The organism is Niameybacter sp. (assembly GCF_036655075.1).
Classification (GTDB): domain Bacteria; phylum Bacillota; class Clostridia; order Lachnospirales; family Cellulosilyticaceae; genus Holtiella.
Genome location: NZ_JAVVQU010000036.1, coordinates 21,235 through 34,031 on the forward strand (window position 1 = coordinate 21,235; position 12,797 = coordinate 34,031).

Consider the following 12,797-nt stretch of genomic DNA (forward strand, 5'->3'; position numbering starts at 1 on the left):
CAACGATTACAGGGAAAGTCAACAAAATCGTTCCTAAAAACAATGCAGCAGGTGAGACTTATCTACTCCTTGAAGTCAATGGGAAAACAACTTTCTATACAGCCAATGCAGCTACTAAGGTGACCAATGCCAATGGACAGGCTGTAGCGTTTTCCAAAGTGGCCATCGGTGAAAAAGTGGCGGTTACTGTTACCAAAGAAAATGGTGTTGAGCTTCTGAAGACGATTCAACTTGTAGATCATACAACAGGTGGTACAACCAAACCAGAGACTACACCAGAAACAGATAAAGAAGAAACAACGACACCAGAACAGGCTGCGTCTAGCTACTTAGGTAACATTGAAAACATTGGACGTAGTGGGACTTTATCTGTTGCAACAAACCAAGGTACAGTGACTTATGTTTTAGCCAAGGATTGTGAAATCAAGTTTGACGGTGGGGCACTCATTTTAGAGGATTTATTAGTCGGTGACCGTGTACGTATTTATGTAGAAGAGAACAAAATCACAAAAGTGAATGTACTTTCTCGTGCAGAAGCAGAAGAAGTGAAAGCAGAATTTGTGAAAGTAACCAATCGTGTGACAAGCTACATGCTAACTGTTCTAGAAGGTACCAAAGAAAAAACAGTTGAAGTGGAACAAGATGCAGACATTACACGCAACGGCAAACGTGCAGAGCTTGGGGACCTTCGTGTAGGGGATACCCTTGAAATCAAAATGGACGGAAAAGTTGCAGTAGAGGTACATGCTACATCTGAAGAAGCAAGTTTCACCGGGACAATAGAAAACATCATCATTTCTCGTACACCACAAATCGTGGTACGTTCAAAGGGTGAGCTGAAAACAGTTAATATTACGAAAAATACAGAACTCTATGATAGTACAAGTAAAAATGATATCACTATACGTGAACTCTTAATGGATTCTAAAGTTGAGGTGCTTACAGAAAGTAAAGAAGCAGTCTCAGTTGTTGTCAAAGACGTACCAACAGAAGTTTCCTTTAAAGGGACAGTAGAATACGTAGGTCCATCAGCTAAATACATAGATGTACTTGTAGAATACGATGTAACAACAGGGGAAACAATGGTACTTAGACGTATCAACATCCCAACTCAAGTTAAAGTAATCGTAGATCGTCAAGTAGGTTACAGAAATCAAATCAAAAAAGGTATGGAAGTGCTTGCAATCTACAACTACGGCGAAGAAATGAATCCACATACCATAGAAATTGTAAGTAAATAAATACTTCCCATCCAAAAGCCTATGAAATGCATAACTCATGCACATTTCATAGGCTTTTTATATAAAATACATATAGAAAAAGAATATGGGCAACCTTTTTAATAAAGGGAACAATTTGTCCAATTGTTACGTCTAATCTTCTTCATAATTCTTTTGATTTACCTAGCGTAAACTGTTATGATTGTAAATAAAGGGGGATTTTTGTTACATACTAATTAGAGGAGGCATTTCAATATGAAAATCAACAAAAAATCCAAAACAATTTATTTATCCAGCGCCAAAAAGCGTCGTACCAAAGTTACGACTAAAGGGCTTGCTATCGTCCTTGGTGGGGTAAGTGTGGCTATAGGGAGTGTATTTGCGTTTTTACCCAATGCCTATCAAGTAAGTGTAGGGGGAGAAGTCATAGGTGTTGTTAACAAAAAAGAGTACATAGATACAGCACTTCAAACTGTAGAAGCGCAGTTAGAAGGTAAGTACAAAACAGAAGTTGAAATAGAGGGCCTAGACCCATTAAAACATGTTCATGCCAAGAAGAAGGACATGATAGATCCTAATAACTTACCAACTTACTTAAGGGAAAATATGGATATAACCATCAAGTTTCAAAGGTTGCTTGTAGATGGGGAGGAAATTGCCATCATCGAGTCACCTCAAACCTTAGACCTCCTAGAAGATGAACTAAAGGAAGCATACTTTGATGACAAAGATGTTAATGCTAAGTTTAGCAATGATGTAAAACTTGAAGAAGTATATACAACAGAGGACAAGCTTGTAGAGATGGATACCCTGGTTGATCTATGTAAGAAACGACAAAGAAAAGAAGTGGTGTATACTGTAGCACCAGGCGATAGTCTATGGAGCATTGCTACTAAATATAATTTAAGTGTAGAGGACTTAACAGATGCCAATGAAGGGCTTACAAACAACCTTAAAATCGGTCAAGAGATTAAGGCAAATGTACGTGTACCCGTACTTGGCATGGAACTTGTGAAAGAAGCTCCTTGATTTTTCCTTTTTACTTCATAAGAACCATTTGATATCATATAAATATATAGAAAGGCAGGGGAATAATGTGGTACAGACGATTGCAATTATAGAAGATGAACAGGCTATTTCTGACATTATTAAATATAATTTGGAGAAGGCAGGCTATAAAATACACGTAGCTTATGACGGAGAAGCAGGTGTAAAGCTGATTGAATCAGTAGACCCAGACCTTATTTTACTAGATATTATGATGCCTAAAATGGATGGACTAGAAGTATGTAGAAGAGTAAGACTTACAAAAGAAACCCCTATCATTATGCTTACAGCAAGAGCAGAAGAACTGGATAAGGTATTAGGCCTTGAGCTTGGTGCAGATGACTACATGACCAAACCTTTTGGTATGCGTGAGTTAGTAGCAAGGGTAAAAGCAAACTTAAGAAGAGGTGGGTTTGTATCTGAAGAAGCAGGTGCAGAATCCAATGTTGTGAAAGAAGATAGTTTAAGCCTAGACCTTGGCAAGTATGAAGTAACCAAAAATGGTGCTGTCGTTGACTTAACCTTAAGAGAATATGAGCTTCTAAAGTTCTTAGCCACTCAAAAGGGAAAAGTATTCTCTAGGGAGGCACTCCTTGAAAAAGTATGGGGATATGAATACTATGGAGATGTGCGTACAGTAGATGTAACGGTTAGAAGACTTAGAGAGAAGATAGAAGATGATCCTTCTAAAGCAGCTTTTGTACTCACCAAGCGTGGAGTAGGCTATTACTTTAGAGGTTAAACTTATGAAATCAAGTATACAATGGAAGATTGTAACCATCTATTTGAGTGTGGTGCTTGTCATTATGGTTGTGAGTGGTACACTCATTATTTCTGATACGGAAAATACCCACTATGAAAAGATTAAAAAAGAGCTTATTTTTTCAGCAGAGATGATAGAAAATCGCTTAGCTGTAGATACAGATGGACAGCTTGAAGAAAGCATTGATGAAGTAGAGCAGACACTAGGTACAATGGTAGCACTCAACAAGCACACCATCTATATTTTAGATGCAACGGGACACTTGCTACTGGGGTCCACTTCAGACTTTGCCGTTGGGGAGTTGGTGCCTTCAAGAGAAGTGCTTCCAAAGGTCATTGATAAGAAGCAAGCTTACACGCTAGAGTGGCCTAAGTTTGCGACACAAGACGGCGGCCCTCAAGTGGTAGAACATGCTAGGCCTGTTCTTGACAAGAATACAGGCGAGCTTTTGGCCATTATTGATGTGCGCGCCGATGCAGAAGACATTTACAACAACGTATTCAACGTTATGAAGACGATCAGTTTGGCTTCAGTTGTGGCTATGGCTATTGCAGCAGTGCTTAGTGCAGTCTTTGCAAGAATGATTACTGTACCCATCACTCAACTTACTAAAAGTGCAAAGCAGTTGGCATCTGGGTCTTTTAGCCGTATTCCCATCTATTCTACAGATGAGATTGGGCAGCTGACGCAAAGCTTTAACTACATGGCAACAGAGCTAAGTCGTACAATGGGTGCCATCTCCAGTGAAAAGAGTAAGCTTGAAAAGATTCTACAAAACATGGCAGATGGGGTTATGGCCTTTAACAGACAAGGGGTATTAATCCATGCCAATCCCGTATGTACTGAGATTGTAGGTAAGAACAATATGGACCATCGCTTTGACTACATCTTCCCGAACTTAGGTGTAGAAGTTTCTTTTGACCAACTCATGAAAAATGAAGAGATGGAGCAGCTTAAAAATGATGAAGGTGTCATGATGAGTGTAGAAGACAGGTATTACAACTTACACTTTGCACCCTACTTAAATGTATTTGGAGAGAGTGAAGGATTGGTCGTGGTCATGCAAGATGTGACCAATCAACAAAAGCTTGACCAAATGCGTAAGGAGTTTGTGGCTAACGTATCCCATGAGCTTCGTACACCCCTTACAACAGTGAAGAGTTATACGGAGACACTCCTAGATGGAGCTATTGATGATAGAGAAATTGCTATGCAGTTTTTGAAGGTCATGGAAAAAGAAGCAGACCGCATGACCAACTTAGTCAAGGACCTCTTAGAGCTTTCTCGTATTGACAACAAGCAGATGCAGCTAGATATGCGTGTATTAGACTTACAGGCAATGGTACAAGAGACATTAGATGCACAGAAAATTCATATTGAGAAAAAGGGACATAAATTGATTTATGAGGCTGACCCTGAGACAGAATATACGATGTTGGGAGATAGTGCGAGAATTAGGCAAATTCTGCACAATATTCTCTCTAATGCAATAAAATATAGTATAGACCCGGGGACGATTAGTCTTAAGCTCTACAAAAACAAAGACTGGATTACTTTACAAGTTCAAGATACAGGGATAGGGATTGCCAAACCAGATTTAGCACGTATTTTTGAACGATTCTTCCGAGTGGATAAGGCAAGGTCAAGAAGTCAAGGGGGTACAGGACTTGGACTTTCTATTGTCAAGGAAATGGTAGAACTTCACGATGGAAGCATCAACATCAGTAGTAAAGTAGGCAAAGGGACCACCGTTACAGTACAATTTAAACCATACGTTTAAGGTAGGTATAAGTTAAAATTTATCTTGTAAGATAAACGTTATGAAATTGTAATATAATTGTAAAGGAAATAATGTATACTATAAGTAGAAAACGATAAGTACATATTAATGAAAGGGGGTTCCACATGAATAAGATGAAATATATTGGGAGTATACTGGTTTTAGGTGCAGCAATGATTGTACCCACAGGTGTATTTGCAGCAGAGATCAAACCAGATTTTACGAAAAATGTGAAGACAACATCTACAGTCAATGAGGTTTCAATCATTAAGGAGACTTCACAAACGAGTACGTCATCCGCTATTACATTTGCTAAAGATGAATATGTGAGAATCACCCAGTCCCTTGATAAGGAAGAAATCCAGACTTTTGACAGTCAGATTAACATTATGGGTGAGGCGCGCACAGGTACAAATATAGAAATTGTTGTCTACTCCGGAGAGAAGATGGATAGACCAGCTCCAACAGATAGTAATAATTATAAAGTGTATAAAGTTAAAGAAGTAGGTGCAACAAAGCTTTTTAGTCAGTTAATCGAATTATCAGAAGGCTCAAACCACGTGATTATCAAATACACGTATGAGCCAGATGGCAAGAGCGGCAGCTTCACTATCAGAATTCAAAAAAAAGCTGAAGCTGAAAAAGAAAAGATTAAAACTTTTATAGCAGATGATGCGAGTGGGATTTTGGGCAAACTCAAAGAGCCTGTAAAGCCAGCACAGCCATCAACACTAGTTAAAGAGTGACGGTGACGAGATGGAAAAGGGCAAAGAGCATATCAAACTGATTTTACTAAGTTGCCTTATTGTTGCAACAGTTATACAGACAGCTCTATTGTGGCTTGGCAGTATGTCAAGCCACAATTTTTTAAAGCAAAATATAGGTAGTGAGCCTATTATACCTATGAATATATGGGTCGTACAAGCCGGTAATAATGATACAGGCTTATCCAACTCCCTAGCTTTTTATTTAGGTGATACAACAGGTAATGATAAAAAGGATTATAAGCGTCTGACAAGTGAACTTGGAAAAGTAGTCTATAGTTATGAAGAAGAGAAGGCACTTGAAAAACAAGAAGGTATCCCATGGAATAAGCTTTTTAGTATGCCAAGTATTGTTTTTGAATATGAGATTCCTTTAGAGTTTGAACACATTACAGGATTAAGTAAGACAGCAGGCATGACCCAAAAGCTAGATTATGTGTTTATGTATTCCAACAACAAATTTCAAAAAGAGGCAAGTCTTTGCCTTATTAACTCCAAGGAAGATTACTTTTATGAGCTGACGGTCCAGGGCAATTTCCAAGACATTGAAAAGGTATATGCCGCTGTGACAGAAGCAGACCTTAGCAAGCATATTACGGCATACCAACCTAGTGCAACGATTGAAAATGTACAGATTAAAGGCAATGTCTTCTTGCCCACAAGTAGCCAAGAGGCCCTTGTCACCTATCCTGTATTGGAGATGAAAAATGGCATTGCTACAGATACTGGGGAAGGTCAGCATCTTTTAGAAACCAAGGTCAACGACTTCTTTGTCAGTCCTTTGATTAAGGAGAAAGATGTGTATGAAGATGGCACAGTTGTCTATAAGGAGCAAAAGAAGACGCTTGTGACTTACAATCCAGAAGGTGTTATTGAGTACTTAAACTTAGACCCTAAGCAGGCACAAAATGTGACCAATTTACGACAAGGGTACAATAAGGTTTTAAGCTTTGTGCAGCAAGCGGAGAGCATCGCTAAGCATACAGCAGATAACCTATACTTAGCGAACATTGTCCAAGAGGGGCAAAAAATCACTTACTACTTTGACTTATCCTTTAATGGATATCGCATACAGTTGAGTGATGCCTTAAAGAAGAAGTTGGGCATTACTTCTTATTTAGAAGTAGTAGTCAAAGGGAATGACTTTATTAGTATGAAGATTTGTACCTTAGAAGTTTATCCAAAGTGGCAAACAGAATCTTTCAAGTCGCATTATTTAGAGCCTATGGATGATATGTACAGTTTATTACTTGAACAAGGTATAGAAGATCTAGAAATAGACCGACTAGAATTGGTGTATCTTGTGAGTGACGAAACATTGCCGATCAAGTTGGCATGGGGTGTCATTTATAAACAAAGATGGTATTATCCATAATAAGGCAAAGTGTAAGTCTTCACTTTGCCTTATATTTTTGATAGAATTTACAAGTGCCATAATATAAAAGTGTGGAAGGGGGCGAAACAATGAGATGGGATAGAGCATTGAACTTATTAATTATTATTTTTTTATGCATCAATTTGGCTTTAGCATGGATTAACTATGAAAGCCTTGTTGTCACCTATCAAGTAACAGATGAGCGGATAGATACCATTACATCTATCTTAAAAAAGAATAATATAGAAGTAGATACCAAACTCCCCAAAGTATTTTCGCCCAAATCGTCTATTTGGATAGAGCCGATAGAGATTACTTCCAATATGCGTGATCAAGTAGTAACAAAGGTGCTTGGAGAAGACCGCACTCAGATCACCATTACAAAAGATGCCTATGATGCAAAGTACGGAAGAAATGCCCTTGTCTATAATAAGGGAGAAGAAGAATTAAAATTTTATAAAGAACGTATTTTATACCATAACAAAGGACTGGAAAATGAGGTAAACACCTTGAACCAGAAAGAAGCACTAAAGATTGCAAAAGACTTTGTAGAGCGCTTCAAATTAGAAAATCATTTCGATAATGTAAAAATTGAGTCTAGAAGTGGGTCATATGGATGGGATGTAACATATTATGAAGTATATAAAGGTTTACCTGTTTTTGACAGTTTCGTAAAAATGAGGGTGTCAGATGCTGGCGTGTTAAGTGCAGAACTAAGATGCCTCGTTATAACAGACAAAGTAGGCCAACTTAAACCTTTATATCCTGTGGATGAAGTCCTATTTGGGCTACCAGAAATAGATCTAGACCAAACGGATTACGTTGTTGAATCTGTTGAACTTGGCTACAGACTAGACCATACTGAAGGCATGCATATTCTAGCAGAAGAAGCAGTACCGATGTATAAAATCCAAATGAGGGGTTTAATTACACCAATATTTGTCAATGCTTATACAAATACCTATGAAGAAATACTTTTTATTTCCCAGCATTAATGGTATAATGGAAATTGACTGATTTTGAGGCGTTATAAGGCCATGTTGCAATAGATACAACAAAAGTAAAATCGCAAAGAATAAATACAAATTAAGAGGTGTTTAGGTTGAGCAAGCTATGTATACGAGGTGGTAAACGCCTAACCGGAGATGTAGTAATTAGTGGCGCTAAAAATGCAGCAGTGGCCATACTACCAGCTGCGCTTTTAGTAGATGGAACATGTGAGATTGAAAATTTACCATATATTAATGATGTTATCATATTAACAGATGCCATGAAATCTTTAGGGGCAGTAGCCCAATTTGAAGATAAACACACTGTACAAGTAGATGCAACAACCGTATACAGTTATTGCGCTACAGATGAGTGTATTGGCAAGATGAGAGCTTCATACTACTTGATTGGAGCACTCCTTGGCCGTTTTGGCAAAGCGAAGGTAGCCATGCCAGGTGGATGTAACTTTGGTAAAAGACCAATTGATCAGCATATTAAAGGTTTTGAGGCACTTGGTGCAACAGTCACCATACAAGAAGATACAATTTATGCAGTAGCAGACAAATTGATCGGTACACATATTTACCTTGATGTGGTAAGCGTAGGAGCTACCATTAACATCATGTTAGCCGCAGTCTTAGCAGAAGGGACAACTACTATTGAGAATGCTGCAAAAGAACCTCACATCGTAGATGTAGCCAACTTCCTCAATATGATGGGAGCAAGCGTTAAAGGTGCAGGAACAGATGTTATCCGTATCAAGGGTGTTCCAAAACTTCAAGGTGGGAAATACTCTATTATTCCTGACCAAATTGAAGCAGGAACATATATGATGGCCGCAGCCATTACAGGTGGCGATGTGTACGTTCGTAACATTATCCCAGAACATATGGAATCCGTATCCCTTAAAATGCGTGAGATGGGCGTTGAAATTGAAGAAGGAGACGACTACATTCATGTAGCGGCAGGTAAAGATCTCATTGCAACAAATGTCAAAACTTTACCGCATCCAGGCTTCCCAACAGACCTTCAACCGCAAATGACTGTTCTTTTAAGTACAGCTCTTGGGAATAGCACAATGCTAGAAAGTGTATTTGAAAACAGATTCCAGTATGTTGAGCAGTTAAATGAATTAGGAACAAAGATTAACGTAATCAATGGCAATAAAGCAGAAATCGAAGGTGTAAGTAAGCTTACAGGCGGAGAAGTGATTGCAACAGATTTACGTGCAGGTGCTGCTATGATTTTAGCAGGACTTAAAGCAGAAGGCGAAACTTATATCAATGATATTAAATACATTGACAGAGGATACGAATCTGTAGAAAATAAAATGAACGCCCTAGGCGCAGATATTACAAGAGTATAGCCAAAAGCAATTCAAGCGATCCGCTTGAGTTGCTTTTTTATTGCAAAAAATATAGAGTGCCTTTAAAGAGGTATTAGATTATTTCAGATAAAGCTTTATTCCTGCGTATTTTCGAGGTAAGATAATAAATAAAGTAAAAGAAGCCAAAGAAGCCAAAGGAAGGAAGTCAAAAACAATATGAAAAAGATTTTAGTCGTTGTAGATATGCAAAAAGATTTTATTGATGGTGCACTAGGAACCCCAGAGGCGGTTGCCATTGTGCCTCATGTAGTGGAAAAAATTAAGACTTACCAAGAGGCAGGAGATGCCATTTATTTCACATTGGATACACACAATGAAGATTATTTGAATACACAAGAGGGCAAAAACTTACCAGTACCTCATTGTATCAAAGGGACAAAAGGATGGGCACTGCATCCAGATATTGCAGCTTTAGCAAGAGTGTTACAAGGGCACACAGCTACACCTATTACCTTTGAAAAAGGCATTTTTGGAGGAGAAGAGCTAGCCCACAAATTAAGAGATGAAATTCAAGGCTTAGAGAATGTTGAAATTGAGCTCGTAGGTTTGTGTACCGATATTTGTGTACTGTCTAACGCCATTTTATTTAAGACTTATATGCCAGAGGCGTGTATTAAAGTGGATGGGGCTGGATGTGCAGGGGTAACCCCACAAAGTCATACAAATGCACTTGATGCGATGAAGATGTGTCAAATTCAAATCAATTCATAAAATCTTTTTCATAGAGCAATCAAAGAAAGGTTATACTAACTTCAATACTATTAATTGAGGTGAAGTATGCGCAAGTTTACAAAATTTATATGGATAATACTCGCTGTACTGCTTACTCTTATCATCATTTTTGGTGTTTATTTTTATAACCTATTAAATGATTTGCAAGTGGATCAAACCGGTGTCATTACACCAGAGACCGCTGTTACTTATCCAACTGTGTCAGGGATTAATCATATTTTACTCGTGGGTGTAGATAGTACAAGCACAGAAGCTACTACACGTTCAGATGCCATGATGCTACTCACATTAGATACTCTACACAACAATGTCAAACTCACTTCTTTTGCACGAGATGCTTATGTCAATATTCCGGGCATAGGGTATGAAAAGTTGACCCACGCTTATGCCTATGGAGGTGCTGAGTTACTGATAGAAACCTTTAGGCAAAACTTCCAAGTAGATGTAAGCGACTATGTAGTCATTGACTTTAAATCCTTTATTGTATTAGTAGATATGTTGGGCGGAGTAGATGCATCCCTAGAAGACTGGGAGCTTAGAGAATTTAACCGTGTTGCCAATGAGAACTACCGCAAGTACTATGATGGAGAAGATGGCTTCATTGAAATCCAAGAGGCAGGCACATATACCTTAAATGGGTATCAGACACTAGCCTATGTTAGAATGCGTAAGAGCGATTCCATTTATGCAAGAGAAGAAAGGCAACGCCTTGTAGTAGAAGAAGTCTTCAATAAAGTTATTCGTATGCCATTCAATATGTATAGCAAACTGTTCAAACAAGTACTGCCTTATATTACAACCAATATCAATCCATTCGACTTGGTCAAATTGGGATTTACAGCCCTTCAAATTGGAACAGATGATGTAAGACAGCTAGAGTTCCCAGATCCAAACAAAGGTATAGAGGGCTCACTTCCAGGCAAAGGCTGGGTGCTCCAATGGGATGAAGAATCTGGAAGAGAACAACTCCATGAGTTCCTTAACCAGTAGGACAGTTAAAAGGGGAGCGTATAGAAATTTTATAAGATAATAACTGATCTAAATAGAAGCGCCTATGGGCGCTTTTATTTGTTGAATATAGCGTAATATAAGGTAAGTTACAAGGTTGAACATTATAGTTATAAATCGTATACTAAACAGTAGATAATAAAAAGTGGGAGGGAAACGGATGCATACAAAAAGTAAATTGATATATCATGGTAGTTATATGGAAATTGAATTTCCAGAGATTCGTAAACATAGATTTACTAAGGATTTCTCATGGGGATTTTATTGTACTGAAATTCAAGAACAAGCAGAAAAATGGTCTAGTAAGTTTAATACTTCAATAGTAAATGTTTTTGAGCTTAAAGGCATTGAAATATTAAATGTAAAAAGGTTTGAAGAGTACACAGATGAATGGTTAGAATTTGTGGTAAACTGTCGTAGTGGGAAAACACATGAGTATGATGTCGTTATTGGACCAATGGCTGATGATACCATATATGACTATATAGAAGCATATTTACAGGGACAAATGAACAAACAGAAGTTCTTCGAACTAATGAAGTTCAAGTACCCTACACATCAAATGAGTTTTCATACCATTAAAGCATTGGACCATATCAATTTTATTGAAAGTTATCAGATTTAGTCGGGATATAGATTATTGGGAACTTAAGCTTAACGTGTTAGAATAAAGTCAAATAAACGAGGAATGTGGAGGAAACATCATGAAAAGACAAGACTACATTTCATGGGATGACTATTTTATGGGGATTGCACTCCTTGCGGCTAAACGTAGTAAGGATCCAAGTACCCAAGTGGGTGCGTGTATTGTAAGTGGTGAAAAAGCAGAACATGTGCGCCCGAATACGATTTTAAGTGTAGGGTATAATGGCCTGCCAATAGGCTGCGAAGATGACCAATTTCCATGGGGAAGAGAAGGGGGATTCTTAGATACTAAGTATCCTTTTGTGGTACATGCAGAGCTCAATGCAATCTTGAATGCTCAAGGTAAATCTTTGGTAGGTTCTAAGTTGTATGTAGCCCTTTTCCCTTGCAATGAATGTTGCAAAGCCATTATTCAATCAGGAATTCGTGAGGTCATTTACCTTTCAGATAAATATGCCCAGACTGATGCAGTAAAAGCCTCTAAAAAGATGTTTGAAGCAGCAGGTGTAAAGCTTACAAGACTTGAGACAGATACACAAAGTATTGAGCTTAACTTTGATGTGGAATAAAACGACTCATCCTAGGACTTAATGATTTAAGTGCTAGGATTTTTGTTTTGAGATAAGAAAAAGAAAGTGGATACAAGCATGGTAACCTCATGAGGTGAATATGATAAGATATGAGACATTATAAGGAGGGGTAGGGATGGGAGATACTATAGTTTTTTTAGTCATTGCAGGGTTATGTGGTTGTGTATTTGGTGGAATAGGTATTACAGCCTTTAGGTTGAAAAATCCTATTCATTTTTGGTCAGGAACAGCAGTGAAAAGTGAAGAAATTACAAATGTGAAAGCCTACAACCGAGCCAATGGATGGATGTGGCTGGTGTATGGAAGTCTCTATATCCTAGCAGCCTTAGTGGGACTGTACAAGGTGGCTTATGGAGGCATTATTTTAGGTATAAGTGCTGTTCCAGGTATGTTTGTACTTATGTCCATTTACGTTAGTATTGAGAAGAAGTATCGCATTCAAAAAGTAGAGACAGTAGAAGAAAAAGTAAGGCGCCAAATGAAAAATTATAAATAG

Annotated in this window: 13 protein-coding genes; all 13 read left to right on the forward strand. The window is 38.1% G+C overall.

What is annotated here, in order from left to right; genetic code table 11:
* On the forward strand, positions 1-1,241 hold a 1,241-nt coding region (locus RRY75_RS10420; RefSeq protein WP_332716654.1), incomplete at its 5' end, for a hypothetical protein.
* 234 nt (positions 1,242-1,475) lie between these two features.
* A complete protein-coding gene (locus tag RRY75_RS10425; protein ID WP_332492600.1) occupies positions 1,476-2,249 on the forward strand; it encodes a LysM peptidoglycan-binding domain-containing protein in 774 nt (257 codons plus the stop codon).
* Positions 2,250-2,316: 67 nt separating this feature from the next.
* Positions 2,317-3,009 (forward strand): response regulator, encoded by a 693-nt coding sequence (locus RRY75_RS10430; protein ID WP_332492598.1) that lies wholly within the window; start codon positions 2,317-2,319, stop codon positions 3,007-3,009.
* Positions 3,010-3,013: 4 nt separating this feature from the next.
* Complete coding sequence (locus RRY75_RS10435) at positions 3,014-4,810, forward strand: ATP-binding protein (RefSeq protein WP_332716658.1); 1,797 nt, start codon at positions 3,014-3,016, stop codon at positions 4,808-4,810.
* 125 nt (positions 4,811-4,935) lie between these two features.
* Positions 4,936-5,556, forward strand: coding sequence for a hypothetical protein (locus tag RRY75_RS10440; RefSeq protein WP_332492594.1), 621 nt, complete (start codon positions 4,936-4,938; stop codon positions 5,554-5,556).
* Between the two features lie 10 nt (positions 5,557-5,566).
* Positions 5,567-6,949 (forward strand): hypothetical protein, encoded by a 1,383-nt coding sequence (locus tag RRY75_RS10445; RefSeq protein WP_332527279.1) that lies wholly within the window; start codon positions 5,567-5,569, stop codon positions 6,947-6,949.
* A gap of 89 nt (positions 6,950-7,038) precedes the next feature.
* Positions 7,039-7,944 (forward strand): hypothetical protein, encoded by a 906-nt coding sequence (locus tag RRY75_RS10450; RefSeq protein ID WP_332527280.1) that lies wholly within the window; start codon positions 7,039-7,041, stop codon positions 7,942-7,944.
* Positions 7,945-8,051: 107 nt separating this feature from the next.
* On the forward strand, positions 8,052-9,305 hold the full coding sequence (locus RRY75_RS10455; protein ID WP_332492587.1) for a UDP-N-acetylglucosamine 1-carboxyvinyltransferase: 1,254 nt from the start codon (positions 8,052-8,054) through the stop codon (positions 9,303-9,305).
* Between the two features lie 177 nt (positions 9,306-9,482).
* A complete protein-coding gene (locus RRY75_RS10460) occupies positions 9,483-10,037 on the forward strand; it encodes a cysteine hydrolase family protein (protein WP_332492585.1) in 555 nt (184 codons plus the stop codon).
* Between the two features lie 66 nt (positions 10,038-10,103).
* Positions 10,104-11,048 carry an LCP family protein gene (locus RRY75_RS10465; protein WP_332527282.1) on the forward strand — a complete coding sequence of 315 codons (945 nt, stop codon included), beginning with the start codon at positions 10,104-10,106 and terminating at the stop codon, positions 11,046-11,048.
* Between the two features lie 178 nt (positions 11,049-11,226).
* A complete protein-coding gene (locus RRY75_RS10470) occupies positions 11,227-11,691 on the forward strand; it encodes a DUF3990 domain-containing protein (RefSeq protein ID WP_332716664.1) in 465 nt (154 codons plus the stop codon).
* Between the two features lie 79 nt (positions 11,692-11,770).
* A complete protein-coding gene (locus RRY75_RS10475) occupies positions 11,771-12,280 on the forward strand; it encodes a deoxycytidylate deaminase (RefSeq protein ID WP_332492579.1) in 510 nt (169 codons plus the stop codon).
* A 136-nt stretch (positions 12,281-12,416) separates the two neighbouring features.
* On the forward strand, positions 12,417-12,797 hold the full coding sequence (locus RRY75_RS10480; protein ID WP_332492577.1) for a hypothetical protein: 381 nt from the start codon (positions 12,417-12,419) through the stop codon (positions 12,795-12,797).

Excerpts from the sequence above, each read along its gene's own strand:
- RRY75_RS10475 (WP_332492579.1), top strand. The coding sequence starts at position 11,771 with ATGAAAAGACAAGACTACATTTCATGGGATGACTATTTTATGGGGATT.
- RRY75_RS10465 (WP_332527282.1), top strand. The coding sequence starts at position 10,104 with ATGCGCAAGTTTACAAAATTTATATGGATAATACTCGCTGTACTGCTT.
- RRY75_RS10460 (WP_332492585.1), top strand. The coding sequence starts at position 9,483 with ATGAAAAAGATTTTAGTCGTTGTAGATATGCAAAAAGATTTTATTGAT.
- RRY75_RS10440 (WP_332492594.1), top strand. The coding sequence starts at position 4,936 with ATGAATAAGATGAAATATATTGGGAGTATACTGGTTTTAGGTGCAGCA.
- RRY75_RS10470 (WP_332716664.1), top strand. The coding sequence starts at position 11,227 with ATGCATACAAAAAGTAAATTGATATATCATGGTAGTTATATGGAAATT.
- RRY75_RS10435 (WP_332716658.1), top strand. The coding sequence starts at position 3,014 with ATGAAATCAAGTATACAATGGAAGATTGTAACCATCTATTTGAGTGTG.
- RRY75_RS10480 (WP_332492577.1), top strand. The coding sequence starts at position 12,417 with ATGGGAGATACTATAGTTTTTTTAGTCATTGCAGGGTTATGTGGTTGT.
- RRY75_RS10445 (WP_332527279.1), top strand. The coding sequence starts at position 5,567 with ATGGAAAAGGGCAAAGAGCATATCAAACTGATTTTACTAAGTTGCCTT.
- RRY75_RS10450 (WP_332527280.1), top strand. The coding sequence starts at position 7,039 with ATGAGATGGGATAGAGCATTGAACTTATTAATTATTATTTTTTTATGC.
- RRY75_RS10425 (WP_332492600.1), top strand. The coding sequence starts at position 1,476 with ATGAAAATCAACAAAAAATCCAAAACAATTTATTTATCCAGCGCCAAA.